The sequence below is a fragment of the Amycolatopsis tolypomycina genome, assembly GCF_900105945.1.
GTDB lineage: Bacteria > Actinomycetota > Actinomycetes > Mycobacteriales > Pseudonocardiaceae > Amycolatopsis > Amycolatopsis tolypomycina.
In genome coordinates, this window is sequence record NZ_FNSO01000004.1 from 5,564,228 (window position 1) to 5,580,452 (window position 16,225).

At 73.6% G+C, this 16,225-nt stretch carries 19 protein-coding genes; 11 read left to right on the forward strand and 8 right to left on the reverse strand.

Annotated features, from left to right (window positions below; translation table 11 throughout):
- Nucleotides 1–71: 71 nt before the first annotated feature.
- From BLW76_RS34995 to BLW76_RS35010, 4 genes are read right to left on the reverse strand one after another with little or no spacing between them, the layout of a single operon-like run.
- A complete protein-coding gene (locus tag BLW76_RS34995; RefSeq protein ID WP_091315645.1) occupies nt 72–1,085 on the reverse strand; it encodes an aminotransferase class V-fold PLP-dependent enzyme in 1,014 nt (337 codons plus the stop codon).
- 41 nt (nt 1,086–1,126) lie between these two features.
- The gene (locus tag BLW76_RS35000) at nt 1,127–1,891 is read right to left on the reverse strand and encodes an isocitrate lyase/PEP mutase family protein (RefSeq protein WP_091320251.1); all 765 of its coding nucleotides are present in this window, start codon (nt 1,889–1,891) and stop codon (nt 1,127–1,129) included.
- 10 nt (nt 1,892–1,901) lie between these two features.
- Entirely contained in the window at nt 1,902–3,353 is a 1,452-nt protein-coding gene (locus BLW76_RS35005; protein ID WP_091315647.1) for a PH domain-containing protein, read from the reverse strand.
- The gene (locus BLW76_RS35010; RefSeq protein WP_091315649.1) at nt 3,350–3,847 is read right to left on the reverse strand and encodes a PH domain-containing protein; all 498 of its coding nucleotides are present in this window, start codon (nt 3,845–3,847) and stop codon (nt 3,350–3,352) included. Before BLW76_RS35010 ends, BLW76_RS35005 begins: the two co-directional genes overlap by 4 nt.
- A gap of 93 nt (nt 3,848–3,940) precedes the next feature.
- On the opposite strand from BLW76_RS35010, the gene BLW76_RS35015 reads away from it, so the two are divergent.
- Nucleotides 3,941–4,537 (forward strand): TetR/AcrR family transcriptional regulator, encoded by a 597-nt coding sequence (locus BLW76_RS35015; RefSeq protein ID WP_244170458.1) that lies wholly within the window; start codon nt 3,941–3,943, stop codon nt 4,535–4,537.
- A 139-nt stretch (nt 4,538–4,676) separates the two neighbouring features.
- On the opposite strand, the gene BLW76_RS35025 is transcribed toward BLW76_RS35015, so the two are convergent.
- A complete protein-coding gene (locus tag BLW76_RS35025) occupies nt 4,677–5,336 on the reverse strand; it encodes a GOLPH3/VPS74 family protein (RefSeq protein WP_091315654.1) in 660 nt (219 codons plus the stop codon).
- Nucleotides 5,337–5,471: 135 nt separating this feature from the next.
- Between BLW76_RS35025 and BLW76_RS35030 the strand changes: the two genes are divergently transcribed.
- Both BLW76_RS35030 and BLW76_RS35035 read left to right on the forward strand, forming a co-directional pair.
- Nucleotides 5,472–6,707, forward strand: coding sequence for a sensor histidine kinase (locus BLW76_RS35030; RefSeq protein WP_091315657.1), 1,236 nt, complete (start codon nt 5,472–5,474; stop codon nt 6,705–6,707).
- Nucleotides 6,682–7,332: a response regulator gene (locus BLW76_RS35035; RefSeq protein WP_091315658.1), complete on the forward strand. Its 651-nt coding sequence runs from the start codon at nt 6,682–6,684 to the stop codon at nt 7,330–7,332. The genes BLW76_RS35030 and BLW76_RS35035 overlap by 26 nt, the downstream gene beginning before the upstream one ends.
- Here the strand turns inward: BLW76_RS35035 and BLW76_RS35040 are convergent.
- The 3 genes from BLW76_RS35040 to BLW76_RS35050 form a co-directional block, all read right to left on the reverse strand.
- Entirely contained in the window at nt 7,329–8,036 is a 708-nt protein-coding gene (locus BLW76_RS35040) for a M50 family metallopeptidase (RefSeq protein ID WP_091315661.1), read from the reverse strand. The two genes, BLW76_RS35035 and BLW76_RS35040, sit on opposite strands and share 4 nt — an antisense overlap.
- A 70-nt stretch (nt 8,037–8,106) precedes the next feature.
- Nucleotides 8,107–8,478, reverse strand: coding sequence for a winged helix-turn-helix transcriptional regulator (locus BLW76_RS35045; RefSeq protein ID WP_091315663.1), 372 nt, complete (start codon nt 8,476–8,478; stop codon nt 8,107–8,109).
- 40 nt (nt 8,479–8,518) lie between these two features.
- Complete coding sequence (locus BLW76_RS35050) at nt 8,519–8,944, reverse strand: SRPBCC family protein (RefSeq protein WP_091315665.1); 426 nt, start codon at nt 8,942–8,944, stop codon at nt 8,519–8,521.
- Nucleotides 8,945–8,967: 23 nt separating this feature from the next.
- Here BLW76_RS35050 and BLW76_RS35055 point away from each other — a divergent pair, with 23 nt between their 5' ends.
- From BLW76_RS35055 to BLW76_RS35090, 8 genes are all read left to right on the forward strand, one after another.
- Nucleotides 8,968–9,498: a TetR/AcrR family transcriptional regulator gene (locus BLW76_RS35055; RefSeq protein ID WP_091315667.1), complete on the forward strand. Its 531-nt coding sequence runs from the start codon at nt 8,968–8,970 to the stop codon at nt 9,496–9,498.
- A 12-nt stretch (nt 9,499–9,510) separates the two neighbouring features.
- Nucleotides 9,511–11,256 carry a CocE/NonD family hydrolase gene (locus BLW76_RS35060; protein WP_091315669.1) on the forward strand — a complete coding sequence of 582 codons (1,746 nt, stop codon included), beginning with the start codon at nt 9,511–9,513 and terminating at the stop codon, nt 11,254–11,256.
- A gap of 68 nt (nt 11,257–11,324) precedes the next feature.
- On the forward strand, nt 11,325–11,711 hold the full coding sequence (locus BLW76_RS35065) for a hypothetical protein (protein WP_091315672.1): 387 nt from the start codon (nt 11,325–11,327) through the stop codon (nt 11,709–11,711).
- Nucleotides 11,708–11,884 (forward strand): hypothetical protein, encoded by a 177-nt coding sequence (locus tag BLW76_RS35070; protein WP_091315675.1) that lies wholly within the window; start codon nt 11,708–11,710, stop codon nt 11,882–11,884. Before BLW76_RS35065 ends, BLW76_RS35070 begins: the two co-directional genes overlap by 4 nt.
- Nucleotides 11,885–11,929: 45 nt before the next feature.
- Nucleotides 11,930–12,610, forward strand: a complete 681-nt coding sequence (locus tag BLW76_RS35075; protein WP_091315678.1) for a response regulator transcription factor — start codon at nt 11,930–11,932, stop codon at nt 12,608–12,610.
- Nucleotides 12,607–13,968 carry a HAMP domain-containing sensor histidine kinase gene (locus tag BLW76_RS35080; protein WP_091315680.1) on the forward strand — a complete coding sequence of 454 codons (1,362 nt, stop codon included), beginning with the start codon at nt 12,607–12,609 and terminating at the stop codon, nt 13,966–13,968. The genes BLW76_RS35075 and BLW76_RS35080 overlap by 4 nt, the downstream gene beginning before the upstream one ends.
- Before the next feature lie 73 nt (nt 13,969–14,041).
- Entirely contained in the window at nt 14,042–14,947 is a 906-nt protein-coding gene (locus BLW76_RS35085) for a LysR family transcriptional regulator (protein ID WP_091315683.1), read from the forward strand.
- 118 nt (nt 14,948–15,065) lie between these two features.
- Nucleotides 15,066–16,208: a CaiB/BaiF CoA transferase family protein gene (locus tag BLW76_RS35090; RefSeq protein WP_091315686.1), complete on the forward strand. Its 1,143-nt coding sequence runs from the start codon at nt 15,066–15,068 to the stop codon at nt 16,206–16,208.
- Nucleotides 16,209–16,225 lie beyond the last annotated feature (17 nt).

The window sequence follows — 16,225 nt, forward strand, 5'->3', positions numbered from 1 at the left end:
TGTCGGACGGGCCTGGGGTGAAATGCGCACCAACCACGGGGACATACGGTAGTTCACCCGCCGGCCGCGGTTCACTCGAATGCGGGTAAGAGGCGTTCGACGTCGTCAAGGGTGTTGTAGAGGTGGAAGCCGACCCGCACCCGGCCGCCGCGGACGCTCGACACGACGCCCGCCGCCGCCACCCGCTCCGGGTCCGCGTCGAGCGACACGATCGCGGTGCCGCGCGGCGGCAGGCCGAGCTTCTCCAAGAGCGTGTCGGCCAGGCCCGTGTTGTGCGCCTGGACCTGGGCGAGGTCGAGACCGGCGAAGTACTCCAGTGCCACCGCCGACCCGACCTGGGCCAGCCAGACGGGCGAGACGTCGAACGCGCGGGCGTCGCCGGCCAGGCGCAGCGGGAGGCCGTAGACCGTGGCCCACGGGTCGTCGCCCGCGTACCAGTTCGCCGCGACCGCCCGGGTGCGCTCCTGCGCGTCCGGCCGCACGGCGAGCCACGCGGTGCCCCGCGGCGAGCAGAGCCACTTGTAGCCGGCGCCGACGACCCAGTCGGCCCAGGCGACGTCCAGCGGCAGCCAGCCGACCGCCTGGGTCGCGTCGAGCAGCACCGCCGCCCCGGCGGCCTCGGCCGCGGCCCGCAGCGCCGCCAGGTCGGCGATCCGGCCGTCGGCGGACTGGACCACGCTCACCGCGACGACGTCGTGGCCCTCGACCCGCGACGGCAGCACGTCCAGGGGCACCTCGGTCACGGTGACGCCGGGGTTCGCCGCGAAGGGGAAGGTCACGCTGGTGAAGTCGCCCTCGGCGGCGAGCACGCGGGTGCCCGCGGGCAGCGCCGCGGCCACGTTGGCGACGAGCTGCGAGACCGACGCGCCGCTCGCGACGCGCCCGGGTTCGACGCCGAGCAGCCGCGCGAACCCGGCCCGCGAGCGCGCCACGTACTCGTCGAACTCCCCCGGCCGGGTCGCGCCGGTCCGCCACCGTTCCACGGATTCGGCCACGGCGGCGGCGACCGGGGCGGGCGGGATGCCCACGCTGGGGGTGTTCAGGTATCCGGGCGGGGCGGCGAAGTCGGTTCCGAAGGCGCGCATGCGTCCAGGCAAGCAGATCCGGGCGGGCCGGTTCACCCGATTTACGGCAGCAGTGCGGTGACGTCGGCGTACGACGGCGGCGTCAGCGGCAGGTCACGGCCGTCGCGCACGGCCAGCGCGGTTTCGGCGGCGGCGGCGAGCGCCATCCGGTACGGCAGCGACCCCAGGCTGATCCGCGCGACGCCGAGGTCCGCCAGGCCGGCGACGGTGACCTTCCCGGGCAGGAACAGCAGGTTGAGCGGCAGGCCGGCGGCGACGATCCGCTCGACGTCACCCGGCTCGGCGAGGCCGGGCACGAAGACGCCGTCCGCGCCCGCCGCCGCGTACGCCCGCACCCGCCGCTCGGCCTCGGCGAGCGAGCGGTCACCCGCCCAGTGCGTGTCCGTCCGGGCGTTGACGAACAGGCCGGGCACCCGGTCCTTGACCGCGGCGACCAGTGCGCACTGGACGTCGACCGGGGCGAGCGAGCCGTCGGCTCTGCCGTCTTCGAGGTTGACGCCGACGGCACCGGCGTCGGCCAGCTCGGCCGCGAGGCCGGCGACCGCAGCCGGGTCCGTGCTGAAGCCGTCGGCGATGTCGACGCTGACGAGCGCGTCCAGCCGCGCCAGGCGGGTGGCGAGGGCGACGGTCGCTTCGCGCGTCGAAGGCGCGCCGTCCGGCTCCCCCGCGGCCGCCGAGACGCCGAGGCTGGTCGTGCCCAGCGCGCGGAAGCCCTGCGCGGCGAGGAAGGCGCCGACGCCGAACTCCCACGCGTTGGGCAGCAGCAGCGGGGCTCCGGGGACGTGCAGGGCACGGAATTCGTCCATGCCCGGCAATCTAGGTCCGCGACGCTTCGGCAGGCGCCGAAGTCTCGAGGAACGGCGTCAGCACCCCCGGCACGGCGGCCGCCGCGAACGCCAGGCCTTCGCCGGTGTCGGCGTCGAGGATCGCGTAGGCGCCGGTGCCCGCCGCCGTGGTCGCGGTGAAGGTGGCGAGGCCGCGGCGGCGCTGGAACACCGACTGCTTCACGGTCCAGCCGATGACGCCGTCCCGGGCCAGCACGGCTGTGGCGCGCCGGACCGCGCCCGCGCGCGTGACCAGGTACCGGCCGTGGCGGCCGTGGCCGAGGCCGCGGTAGGCGTCCCGGGCGAGGAGAACGGCGACCGGCAGCGCGACGACGGCCAAGGCGCCGGCGACGACCAGCAGGACGTCGGTGAGCAGCACGCCGAGCAGGAGCAGGACGAGCACCGGCACCAGGACGGCGGCCGTCGCCCACCGCAGCCGCCGTCCCCGGGCGGCGAGCGGGTGCGGCACGAGGTCGACGGCCTCGATGCGCTCGCCGAGGACCCGCGCCGCGACGTCGTGCGCGACGGCTTTCGGCGCCGCGGGCAGGAGGGTCTTGGCCTCGGTCTTGTCGTCGTCCTCCTGCTGCAGGCCGGTGGCGATGGCGTCGACGCGGGCGGCCCCGGCGAGCCGGGCACCGAGCGGCTCGACGAGTTCGACACCGCGCAGGCGCCGTTCCTCGATGGTGGTCGACCGGGTGGTGAGCAGCCCGCGGCGGACGCGCAGGGTGCCGCCGGGTTCGCGGTCCAGCCGGTAGTGCCACCACATCTCGGCGAACAGCCCCAGGGCACCGAGCACGCCGGCGGTCATCGCGAGGACCAGCAGGAGCAGGATGCTCACGGCCAGCGGCAGGTCGCCGAAGAGGCCGAGGAGCCAGTCGAGGAGGCCGCCGCCCGCCCCGAACCAGTCGGCGACCTTGAACAGGGCGCCGAACGCGGTCAGGCCGAGCGTCGGGGCGACGAAGGAGACGGGCGCGTAACGGATCCACCGTGGATCGAATGTCGCGAGTGGACCGTCGTGAGTGGACTGTGCCCGGTGCAGGAGCTCGGTGCGCAGCGCTTCGGCGTCGGCTTTGGCGAGCGGGGACAGGGTGATCCGCTCCTGCTGCCCGGTGCCGATGGAAAGCGCCGCGACGCCGAACGCGCGGTGCAGCGGGTTGGCCGTCAGGTCGACGGTGCGGATGCGTTCGCGGGCCAGGGATTTGCGCGTGTGGACGGCGAAGCGGAACTCGACTTCGAGGCGCTCGGCGGTGCAGCGGAACCGGGTGTACCGCCAGCGGAGGTATTCGACGAGCACGCCCGCGCCGACGAGGAGCACCGCGGCGGGGACGAGCCACAGCGAGCGCGTCCCGATCGCGATCGGGGTGCCGGCCGACACGGCGATCCCGGCCGTGACGACCGCGGTGACGCCGAGAGTCCGCCGGTCGAGCCGGCGCCAGCCGCTCATGTCGCGTCCCCGGGTGTGGCGTCCGTGCGTTCGGTCAGCCGCTCGGCCACGTCCGCCGCTACCTCGGCGTCGAGGCCGCGCAGCCGGACCGCTCCGCGGGCCGAAGCCGTCGTCACCGTGACCGTCGCGAGCCCGAAGCGTTGCTGGAGCGGGCCGCGCAGGGTGTCGACCGTCTGTACGCGCGACAGCGGCGCCACCCGCCACTCCTGCCACAGGAACCCCGAGCGCACGTACACCGCCGTCTCGGTCACCTCCCAGCGGTGCAGGCCGAACCACCACCGCGGCAGGACCGCGCACCACGCCACCCCCAGCACGGCGACCACGACGGCCGGTCCCAGCAGCCAGGCCGCCGCCGGTGGGATCAGCAGGCCGAGGACCGCGAGCACGAGCACCGCGGGCCCGAACGTCAGCGCTCCCTGCGTGCGCCACCAGGCGATAGCGCGGCGGTCGAGTGCGTGCCGTGGTGGCCGCAGCCGCAGTTTTCCGGTCTCCACCGGTTACCCCCCGAGGTTGTTTTACAATGCGACCGCATCGTAACCGCGAGCCCCCGGGTTTCGCAATGCGGTCGCATGACAACGGGAGCGGACGTGCCGAAACAGGTGGACCACGAGCAGCGCCGGGTGCAGATCGCCGAGGCGCTGCAACGGCTGACCACCCGCGCCGGGCTGGAAGGCGTCAGCCTGCGCCAGGTCGCGGCCGAAGCCGGCCTGTCCATGGGGTCGGTGCAGCACTACTTCCGGACCAAGGACGAAATGCTGCGGTACGCCCTTGAGCACCGCCACAAGCTCCGCAGCGAGCGGATCACCGCGAAGGTGCTCGCCGAAGGCCCCCCGACGCCGCGGTCGATCCTGCGCGCCTGCCTGGTGGAAATGCTGCCCCGCGACCCCGACAGCGAAGCCGACTTCCTGATCGGCGTCGCGTACTTCATCCGCGCCGTGGCGGACCCGGCGATGGCGAAGGCCTTCGGGGAGGGCATGCCGGAACTGCTGGCGTTCTTCGCCGGCCAGGTCCGCGAGGCCCAGCAGGCGGGCGACGTCCCGGCGTCGGCCGACCCCGAGACCGAGGCGTCCCTGCTGTGGGCCATCGCGGACTCCCAGGGCTCGGAAATCCTGATGGGCCACCGCACCCCGGCCCAGGCGGTCTCCACAGTGGACTACTACCTCGACCGCCTCTTCACCCCCTGACCCCGTGTCGTCCCGCCGATCACGCGTGTCGACCCCTCAATCACGCGTGTCGACCCTTCGAACACAAGCCGGCTGTGCGGGAAGGGTCGACGCGCGTGATCCCGGGGTCGACACGCGTGATCAGGAGGTCGACACGACGTCAGCCGCCGCCTCCGCCGCCTCCGGACGTCATGGCGACCGTTGCCGAGCGGGCGGCCTGCAGCTCGCGGATCACCGTGCGCAGGGCCGGGACCGCGGCTCCCGACTGCTCCGCCAGCCGGGCCAGCCGGTCGCGGTGACGCCGGCGCGAAGCGCGCGGCAACACCGCGCCGAGCTCGACCGCCGCGGCCAGGGACGTCAAGGCCGCGACGTCCGCGGAGACCGGTGCGTCGCTGCGGACCGCCGCCCGCACCGACTCGTGCAGCGCGGCCGCGGAAGCCGGGTCGCGGACCTCCGGGCGGCGGCGCGGGAACACCCCCAGGACCCGTGACGTCCGCAGCGTGATCACTCCCGCCGCGTCGAGCTGGGCCTCCAGGGACCGCAACGTCTCGCGCGCACCCCGGCGCACCCGGGCACGCCACTTCCGGTGCGGGTCGGCGGCGAGCTCGGCGAGCAGGTCGTCGAGCACCAGGTGGCCGGTGCCGCCGGCACCGGCCACCACCGGACGGCCGCCGTCGTCGGTGATCCGGCCGCGCAGCACCAGGTCCGTCAGCGCCGCCGCGCGGACCAGCAACGCCACGCGCTCCCGGTCCGGCAGCCGGTTTCGCCCGGTGTCGCACGCCAGCAGGTACGCCTGTGCGGGCAGGGACAGCTCGTTCATGTCCCCAGTCCACCGCCGGCCGCCACCCCGGCGAAACCCGACGACGTCGCTGCTCGCGCCGACGAACGTTGCGCACCCGGCAACTTTGGTTGCGCATCCGGGGCGACGGCCCGCGGCAGCGGATACCGTGATCGCGTGACCAGCACCCGGCGGCCGATGTGGCCCAGCCGCGCCGACGCCTTCTGGCTGTTCCTGCCGGCGGTGGTGTTCGCCGGGCTCAACGTCCTCTACCAGGTCCTCGGCGAGCGGACGACCGGGTCGCTCGGCCCGGCGGCCGGCCTGGTGCTGCAGGTGCTCTGCGACTTCTCGCTGGTGCTCCTGTTCCGGTTCCCGGCGCTGGTGACCGGGTTCGTCACGGCCGCCGCGTTCGCGATGCTGGCCTCCGACCTGTTCGCGCCCGGGCTGCTCGTGCCGGTGCAGCCGATCGCGCTGACGACCGTGCCGACCATCACCCCGGTGCTGCTGGCCCAGGCGGTGCGGGTGCTGGACCGGCGGACCGTGCTGTGGCTGGCCGGGATCCTCGCGGTCGTGGCCATGCGGCCGTGGACGCCGAGCTGGGCGACCACGCCGTTCGGGCTGCTCAGCACCGCGCTGCCGGTCGCGATCACGCTCTACGTCGAGGCCCGCAAGCAGCTGCTGCAGTCCCTGCGCGACCGGGCCGAACGCGCCGAACGCGAACAGCACCTGCTCGCCGAGCAGGCCAGGGCCGCGGAACGGCGGCGGCTCGCGGGCGAGATGCACGACGTCGTCACGCACCGGCTCAGCCTGATGGTGCTGCACGCCGGCGCGCTCGGCGTGACGTCGGCCGACCCGGCCGTGCGGACGGCGGCCGAGGACATCCGCCGCGAAGGCGCGCTGGCCCTGGACGAGCTGCGCGACCTGGTCGGCGTCCTGCGCAACGGCGCCGAGACCGGGCCGCGGACGCTCAGCCCGGCCGAGCCCGGCGACCCGGCGCGGCTGGTCGAGGAGTCCCGGTCGGTCGGGGTGGCGACGGAACTGGTGGTGGACGGCGATCCCGCGCAGGTGTCGCCGACCGTCGCGCGCACGGCGTACCGGCTCGTGCAGGAGGCGCTGACGAACGTCCGCAAGCACGCGCCGGGCGCGTCGGCGACGGTGGGCCTGCGCTACCACCCGGGTGGTCTGGACGTCTCGGTGGCGAGCACGGCGGCCGCGCGGCCGCCCGACCCGGCGCTGGCCGGCAGCGGCTCCGGGGCCGGGCTGGCGGGGCTGCGGCAGCGCGTCGAACTGGTCGGCGGGCGGTTCGCCGCGGGCCCGGAACCCGGCGGCGGGTTCCGGGTCGGTGCGATACTGCCCGCCTACGTCCCGACGGCGGAAGGCGCGCACAGTGATCCCGGTGCTCGTGGTCGATGACGAGCCGATGGTGTGCGCGCACCTGCGCACGATCCTGGGCTCGGCGGACGACATCGAGGTGGTCGCCCAGGCGGGCGACGGCGCCGAAGCCGTCGAGGCGGTGATCCGGCACCGGCCGCGCGTGGTGCTGATGGACCTGCGGATGCCGGGCGTGGACGGGCTGACGGCGATCGCGCGGATCACGGCGTTGCCGGACCCGCCGGCGGTGGTGGCCCTGACGACGTTCGACGCGGACACGTACGTGATCCGCGCGCTGCGCGCGGGCGCAGCGGGCTTCCTGGTGAAGTCGACGCCGCCGGAGGACCTGATCGGCCTGGTCCGCGTGGCGGCGGACGGGCACACGGTGCTGTCGCCGTCGGCCGCGCGCCGCCTGGTGGCGCTGTCGTCGGACGGCCGCGAACGCGGCGAAGACGCCCGCCGGCGCACCGCGGGTCTCACCGAACGCGAGCGCGACGTGCTGGCCTGCCTCGGTTCCGGACTGTCCAATGCGGACATCGCGGCGAAGCTGCACCTGGCCGAGGCGACGGTGAAGAGCTACGTGTCGCGCATGCTGGTCAAGCTCGGCTGCGCCAACCGGACCCAGGCCGGGTTGCTGGCCCACGAAGCGGGTCTGGTGGCCCGCTAGGGCCACAGCAGCGGGAAGGCCTGCCACACCGCCCAGCCGTTGAACACGAACCACCCGCCGATCCACACCGGCGACGGCAGGGCCGTGCGCCGGGCCAGTGCGGCGGCGTCGTCCGTGCGGTCGCGGAAGCCGGCGCGCATGCGGTTGACGACGAGGATCCGCACGCCGTCGATCTCGCTGGTCAGCAGCAGCCAGGCTTCGGTGTAGGCGATGCCGGTGCGCAGCCACTCCGGGGCGTGGCGCAGGGCCGCGTACACGACCGCCCCCACCACGACGATCACGGCGACGGTGAGCAGGTCCCGGGCGAACAGCAGCAGGAACACCAGCGCGGCGAGGGTCAGCACGAGCACGGCCTGGACGTGTCCCCGGTGCAGCAGCACGGCCGCGCCCAGCCCGGCCAGCGGCGGCGTCGCGTACCCCGCGGCGGTGGCGAGCACGGCGGCGAGGGCCGAGCCGTGCTGCTGCTGGGTGAAGCCGCCGCCCGGACTGGTGATGGCGACGCGCGAGACGTCACCGCCGGTCAGCAGGCTCACCAGCGCGTGGCCGCCCTCGTGGAACAGGGTGCCCAGGACGTTGGCGTTGCGCAGGAGGCTCGGCCGGCCACTGGGCGGCGTGACGAACGAGGTCAGGGACACCGCGAAGGCGAACAGTGCGGCGACCCCGGCGACCTCCCAGCCCGGTGCGGGCACGGTCTCGTTGAGCACCGCGACAGTGTCCCCGCGGACTGGACGGGTGACGCCCGATCGGGCGGAACTGTCCAGGAGCTGTCAAGTGCTACGCGGACGCGGGGGTGTGCTCCGCGTCGTAGGCGTCCCGCGCCTCCTGGACCGAGGCCATGTGCTGCCGCGCCCAGCGGTCCAGCATCTCCAGCGGCTCGGACAGGTTGCGCCCCAGTGCCGTCAGCTCGTATTCGACCTTCGGCGGGATCGTCGGGTACGCCGTGCGGGCGAGGATGCCGTCGCGGACCAGGCTGCGCAGGGTCTGGGTCAGCACCTTCTGGGAAATGCCGTCCACCCGGCGGCCGATCTCGGTGAACCGCAGGGGGCCGTCCGAGAGCGCGCCGACGATCAGCACCGTCCACTGGTCGCCGATGCGGTCGAGCAGCTGGCGGGTCGGGCAGTTGCGGTCGTACGGATCGGGGCCCACGGCGCGCCTCCTCGCTCTCCCGGGGAGAGTAACACGCCGGTCAGGCGGTGGCGCGCGCCAAACCCGCGGCCACCCGCCGGATGAAGGAGCCGAGGAACCAGCGGTAGAACCAGCCCGTGCCGGGGATCTTCGGCTCGAACGTCGAGTGCCAGTGGATGTCGGTGCCGCCGTCGCGCGGCGAAAGGTCGACGTACGCGACGTAGTCCCGCAGCGGCAGGCCGCGCTCCAGCGCGTAACCGAACCGGCGGCCCGGTTCCAGCGCGACGATCTTCTCGTACGACCGCACGCCGCCGGTCTTGAACAGCCGGATCGCGCCCAAGCCCTCCGGCTCGCCCGCCCCCGCGCGGACCAGCTCGAACGACCCCAGCGGCGACCACCGCGGCCAGCTCGCGCCGTCGCGCAGCAGGGCATACACGGCGTCGGCCGGTGCGGCCGTGCGGGCGCGCACCGAAATCCTTTGTACCATTTGGTACGTGTACCATCTGGTACATGATCGACACAAGCCCGCGCGGCAAGCTGCTCGACGCGGCGATCGACCACATCGCCCACCACGGCGGGGCCGACCGCAGCCTGCGCGCGCTGGCCGCGGACCTCGGCACCAGCCACCGCATGCTGATCTACCACTTCGGCTCGAAGGAAGGCCTGCTCACGGCGGTGGCGCGCGAGGTCGAGGCCCGGCAGCGCGCCGCGCTCGCCGGCCTCGGCCCGGCGGAGTTCTGGCGCCGGCTCACCGACGATGACCTGCGTGCCAACGAAAAGCTGTTCTTCCAGCTCTACGGCCAGGCCCTGGGCGGCACCCCGGGCACGGCGGAGTTCCTCGACGGCGTGATCGACGACTGGCTCGGCCCCATCGAAGCCCGGCTCGCCCAGCTCGGCGTCCCGGCGGCCGACCGCCCCGCCCACGCCCGGCTCGGGCTCGCCGTCACCCGCGGGCTGCTGCTCGACCTCGTCACGACCGGCGACCGCGAAGCCGTCGACGCCGCGATGGAGAAGTTCCTGGCGCGCTACGAAAAACCGTGATCCTCTGGTCCGATGCGACTGCTACTGGGGTTTTTGGCCGCTTTGCTCACGACCGCGGGACTCGCCGCCCCGGCCGCCGCCGCGGAAAGCCGGCCGGTTCATTCCTACGCCGACGCCATCCGCGAGACGGCGTGGGTGGAGACCGGCACCGACCACGACCGTGACGGCAGGCCCGACCGCATCGCCGCCGACGTCATCCGGCCCGACACGCGCGAGCGCGTCCCGGTGATCCTCGACGTCAGCCCGTACTACGCCTGCTGCGGCCGCGGCAACGAAGCGCAGAAGAAGACGTACGCGCCCGACGGCACCCCGCAGCAGTTCCCCCTGTTCCTCGACAACTACTTCGTGCCGCGCGGGTACGCCGTCGTGCTGGCCGACGTCGGCGGGACGAACCGGTCGTCGGGCTGCTTCGACGACGTCGGCTCCGGCAACGCGGTCGTGAACTGGCTGGGCGGCCGCGCGAAGGCGTTCGACGCTCCCGACGGCGGCCGTCCGGTGACCGCGGGCTGGGCCACCGGGGACGTCGGCGCGATCGGCAAGTCGCAGGACGGCGCGACCGCGATCGGCATGGCCGCGTCGGGCGTCACCGGGCTGAAGACGATCGTGCCGATCGAGGGCGTCGCGAACAACTACGCCCAGCTCATCGCGAACGGCGCGCCCCTGGCCACGCCGGAGAACACCGGGTCGGCCTTCACCTACAACGAGCGCGCCGCCGAGCTGTGCAAGCCGTTCGAAGCCGACGTCAAGGCCCGAGCGGGCGCGAGCGGCGACTACAACGCCTACTGGGAGAGCGTGAACTACACACCGCGCCCCGGTCAGGCGAGCGTGCTCATCGCGCAGGGCTTCGGGGACTGGGCCGTGACGGCGAACCAGTTCGCCGGCTACTGGGCCGCGCTGGGCCGGGCCGGCGTCCCGCGCAAGGCGTGGCTGAGCCAGGCCGGCCACACCGACCCCTTCGACCTGCAGCGCGCGCTGTGGGTCGAGACGCTGCACCGCTGGTTCGACCGCTGGCTGCTCGGCCTGCACAACGGCGTCGAGCGCGAACCCGCCGTGCACCTCGAGACCGCGCCGGAGCAGTGGACCGACGTCCGGAGCTGGCCGCCCGCGACGCTCCCGGCGACGCTGCGCCCGTCGGCCGGCGGCACGCTGGGCCTGACCGGGTCGGGCACGGCGAGCGTCGTCGACGACCCCGCCGTCACGCGCGAGGAGTGGGCGGCCGGGGTGTCGGCCGCGCGGTTCACCGGGCCGCCGCTGCCCGCGCCGGTGCGGATCGCCGGGTCGCCGTCGGTGACGATCACGGCGTCGTCGGACAAGACGGCCGCGCGGCTCGGCGTCGCGCTCGTCGACTACGGCCCGGCCGAGACGCGCAACACGGCCTTCTACGGCAGCGGGGTCAGGAACCTGGCGACGCGGTCGTGCTGGGGCGCGAGCGGTGCGGTCGACAGCGCGTGCTTCCTCGACACCGCCACCGACGTGGTGCGCGTCGACCACCGGATCGTCGCCGCCGGCTGGGCCGACCTCGGGCACCACGCGTCGCTGCGGCACGGCGAGCCGCTCGTCCCGGGCCGGGCCTACACCATGACGTTCGACCTCACCGCCCTCGACCACGTCGTCCCGGCGGGCCACCGGCTCGGGCTGCTCCTCGGCGGCACCGACGGCCTGCTGTTCGACCCGGCGCTGCCGAACTTCGGGAACACGCTGACGTTCGACCTCGCGCGGACGTCGGTCACCCTCGGCCTTACAAAGCCCGAACACTAGGCGGACGCCCTTCGAACACGACCCCGCCAGAGTTCTCCTCGTACCCCGAACGGAGACGAGGAGAGACGATGCGAGGAACCACCTGGACGCGGCTGGCGCTGGCGGGCGGGGCGACCGCGGCCTGCCTGCTGGTGGCGGCGCCGCTGGCGTCGGCCCAGACGGCGCCGATCACGCTCAGCCCCGAGGAGTCGCAGCAGGTCTGCTCGGACTGGGTGCCGAAGCTGCAGAAGCGGGCCGCGAACCTGGAAAAGCGGATCAACGGCGGCCCGGAGGTCAAGGGCTCGGTCGCCAACCTGAAGGCGCGGGCGGCCGACCAGCGGGCCGCCGGGCACACCGCCCGCGCCGACCAGCTGGACCAGCGGGCCACCAAGCGGCAGGGCCGGATCGGCGAGCTGACCACGGCCAAGCAGAAGCTGGACGCGTTCGCGGCCGCGCACTGCAAGCCGGCCAAGTGAGGCGCGCCGGGATCGCCGTGGCCGCGGCGCTCGTCGTGCTCGGCTGCGCCGGCTGCCGGGACGACCTGATGGGTTCGCCGCCGCCGACGTCGTCGTCGCCCGCCGAACTGAGCGGGATCGAGTCGACGCTGAACGGGATCGAGTCCGACATGAACAGCGATGGCTCGCCCTGACCGGCTAGCGTCTCCCCTCTGAACACGGCGGAGACGGGAGCAGGCATGGGGTCACCGGGACGCGGCCTCGTCCTCGTGGTCGAGGACGAGGCCGCGATCGCCGAGCTGGCGGCGCTCTACCTCCGGCGCGACGGCTTCGGCGTGCACGTCGAGGCCGACGGCGGCCGGGCCCTCGAGGCGGTCCGGCGGCTCAAGCCGGTGGCGATCGTGCTCGACATCGGGCTGTCCGGAATGGACGGTATCGAGATCTGCAAGGCGCTGCGCGCGGCCGGGGACTGGACGCCGGTGCTGTTCGTCACCGCCCGCGACGACGAGCTCGACCGCCTGCTCGGCCTGGAGATCGGCGCGGACGACTACCTCACCAAGCCGTTCAGCCCGCGGGAGCTGGCGGCCCGGGTCCGGACGGTGCTGCGCCGCGCGTCGGGGCCCGCGCCGGCGACGTTCGCGGTGGGCGGCGCGCGCGTCGACGTCCTGTCCCGGCGGGCGTGGGCGGGTGAGGTCGAGATTTCGCTGACGTCGACCGAGTTCGACCTCCTCACGCACCTGCTCCGGCACCCGGGGCAGGTGCTTTCGCGCGACCAGCTGCTCAGCGCCGTCTGGGGGTACGCCGCGGCCGCGGGGACGCGGACGGTCGACGTCCACGTGGCGCAGCTGCGGGCGAAACTGGGGGCGTCGAGTCCGATTCGGACGGTGCGGGGCATCGGGTACGCGGCGGATCCGGCATGAGGGGCTCCCTGGCCGGGCGGATCACGCTGGTCTGCCTGGCCGTCGCGGGGGTCGCGGTGATCGTGGCGGGGCTGGTGGCGTCCCGGCTGATCCGGACCACGGCGGACAACGTGCTGCAGTCGTCGCTGGCCGCGCAGGCCGACGTCGTCGCGTCGCAACTGGACGAAACGGGCATCGGCAACCGGCTCGGGGTCGGCAAGGTGGCCGACGTCGTGCGCGGGCAGGGCATCTCGGTGGTGGTCCGCCGGGCGGGCGGGCAGGCGCTCGGGGACGCCGCCGCCGTGCAGGCCGCCGGGAAGCTCGGGCTCACCGCCGACCGCTCGGGGCGGGTCACGGTGGCGGGGTCGCAGTACCTGGTCGAGACGCGGGTGGTGGGCACGCGCGGGGCGGCGTTCGCGCTGGTCCTGCCCGCGCGGAACGTCGAAGCGACGCAACGGGCCTTGGTGCGCAACATCCTGCTGGCGCTGGGCATCGGCCTCCTGGTGGCGGCGGTCGCGGGCTTCGTCTCCGGGCGGCTGCTGGGCCGTCCGCTGCGCCGGGCCGCGCTGGCCGCGGGCTCGCTGCGGGCGGGCCGTCGCGACGTGCGGGTGCCGGTGCAGGGGCCGCGCGAGGTGGCGGAGGTGGCGGGGTCGCTGAACTCGCTGGCCGACGCGCTGGCCGTCAGCGAGGCGCGGCAGCGGGAGTTCCTGCTGTCGGTGTCGCACGAGCTGCGGACGCCGCTGACGGCGGTGACGGGCTTCGCCGAGGCGATCGCGGACGGCGTGGCCTCGGGGCCGGACGCGGTCCGGGCCGGCGAGACGATCCAGCGCGAGGCGGCGCGGCTTTCGCGGTTGGTCGAGGACCTCCTGGAGCTGGCGCGGCTGGGCGCGGACGAGTTCCGGCTGGACATGGCTCCGCTGGACGTGGCCGCGTTGGTGCGCGACTGCGCGGAAGTGTGGCAGCTGCGATGCGCGCGGGAGGAGGTTTCCCTCTCCGTCTCGGTGCCTTCGTCGCCGGTTTTCGTGCTGGCCGACGCCCGGCGGCTGCGTCAGGTGATCGACGGGCTGGCGGAGAACGCCCTGCGCGTCACGCCGGCGGGGGCGCCGATGGTGTTCTCGCTGTCGGCGTCCGATGCGGTCGTTTCACTGGCGGTGCGGGACGGCGGGCCGGGGCTGGCGGCGGAGGACTACCCGGTGGCGTTCGAGCGCGGGGTCCTGAACGCGCGCTACCGCGACCGCCGTCCGGTCGGGTCGGGCATCGGGCTGGCGTTGGTCCACGCGCTGGTCACCCGGATGGGCGGGACGGTGACGGCCGGGCCGGCGCCGGAGGGCGGGGCCGCGTTCACGCTGACGTTCCCCGCTGGGCGGCACGGGCGGTGACGGCTCACCTCCCGAACCCGGTCCGCCGAGCCGTGTCGACCTCCCCGTCACGCGTGGTCGTTAGGGTCGGGGTATGGAGATGCTGCACCTGCGCTACTTCGTCGCGGTCGCCGAGGAACTGAACTTCTCCGCGGCCGCGCGGAAGCTGCACATGGCCGCGTCGCCGCTCAGCCAGCGGATCAAGGACCTCGAACACGAGCTCGGGCAGCAGCTGTTCGACCGGAGCACCCACCACGTCACCCTGACCGATGCCGGGGCCGCCCTGCTGCCGCTCGCGCGGGACGTCCTCGAGCAGGTCAGTGCCATTCCGTGGAAGCTCGCGGAGGCCACCAAGCCGCAGCGCAGCACCGTTTTCCTCGGCATGCCCGCCGGGGTGCACCCCGACCTGCGGGACCGCGTGAACGCCCTCGCCGAGCGCGTCCGGGACAAATACGAGCTCAAGCGCTGGCCCGGCACCACCGCCGACCTCGTGCAGGGCGTGCACGACGGCAAGCTCGCCCTCACCCTGGCCCGGCTGCCCGTCACCGATCCCGCGCTGGAACAGCTGCCCGTGATGACCGAACGGCTCGGTGCCGTCGTCCCGGCCGACCTCTTCGCCGGGCGGGACTCCGTCAGCCTCGCCGAACTCGCCGACTTCCCGTACGTCGCCTCGCCCGAAGAAATCACGCCCGCCTATTTTGACCAGCTCGACCACCAATTGAACGAACTCGGCATCAAAAAACGCATCCGGCTGACCAACACCGGATATGGCGGCACATCCGAAATCATCTCCAGCGGCGAAGCCTTCTCCATTTCCATGCTCGACGACCGGAGCCCGATGCACGGCTACCGGCTCGACAACGTCACCGTGCTCCCCTTCGCCGATTTCCGCCCCCAGCTGGACACCGGCCTGCTCTGGCGGCGCGACCGCACCGACGGCGACCTGCGTGACCTCGTCGACGCCGCGAAAGAGATCTTCGCCGAACCGCTCAGCAGCTAGAACAATGGTATGACCACCAGAGTCATACCATTGTTCGCATCATGATCATTCCCTTTTCCGCCAGACGCGCCTACGTTCGTAAGTAGAGCAAGACAGCAAGGCGCGAAAGGACGGAAAGATGACGACGACCGGACCGCTGGACGGCGTGCGGGTGATCGACCTCTCGACCGTGGTGATGGGCCCGTACGCGGCGCAGATCCTCGGTGACCTGGGCGCCGACGTGATCAAGATCGAGTCCCCCGCGGACACCGTGCGGGTGGGCGAGTACCGCACCACGCCGGGCATGACCGCGCTGAACCTCAACGTCAACCGCAACAAGCGCAGTGTGGCCCTCAACCTCAAGGACGACGCCGAGCGCGAGCAGGCCCTCAAGCTGATCGACACGGCCGACGTGCTGATCACCAACATGCGCCCGGGCGCGCTCGCCCGCCTCGGCCTGAACTACGCCGACGTCGCCGAGCGCAACCCCCGCCTGGTCTACGCCCACGCGCAGGGCTTCCGCAGCGACTCCGACCGGGCAGGCCACGCCGCCTACGACGAGACCGTGCAGGCCTCCTCCGGCCTGGTCGACGTGGCCAACCGGGCGCTGGGCGAGCCGGTCTACCTGCCGACGATCATCGGCGACAAGGTCTCGTCGCTGACCATCGCCTACAGCGTGCTCGCCGCGCTGGTCCACCGGGACAAGGCCGGCGAGGGCCAGCAGATCGAGATCCCGATGACCGACACGCTCATCGCGTTCAACCTGGTCGAACACCTCGCCGGGCACACCTACGAGCCGGCCGAAGGCCCCACCGGGTTCGCGCTGTCGATGACCAAGGGCCACGCCGCGGTCCGCACGAAGGACGGCCTCGCCTGTGTCATCCCCTACAACCCGCAGAACTTCCGCGACTTCTTCGCCGCCGCCGGGCGCCCGGACCTCGCCGCCGACCCGCGCGTGAACGGCGACGCGATCAACCGCGCCGACAACGAGTGGCTGAGCGAGCAGATCGCGGTCTGCGCCCCGGCGCTGACCACCGAAGAGTGGGCCGAGGTCTGCGCCAAGCACAGCATCCCGATGGCCCCGGTCCTGGAGCTGGACAAGGCCCACGAGGACGCTTACGTCCGCGACGGCCACCTGCTCGACACCGTCGAGCACCCGAGCGAGGGCACCATCCGCACGGTCGGCATCCCGGTGAAGTTCTCCGCGACGCCCGGCTCGATCCGCCGCCTGGCCCCGCTGGCCGGCCAGGACACCGCCGAAGTCCTCGCGGAACTGGTCTGAACCATGGGCACTTTCAC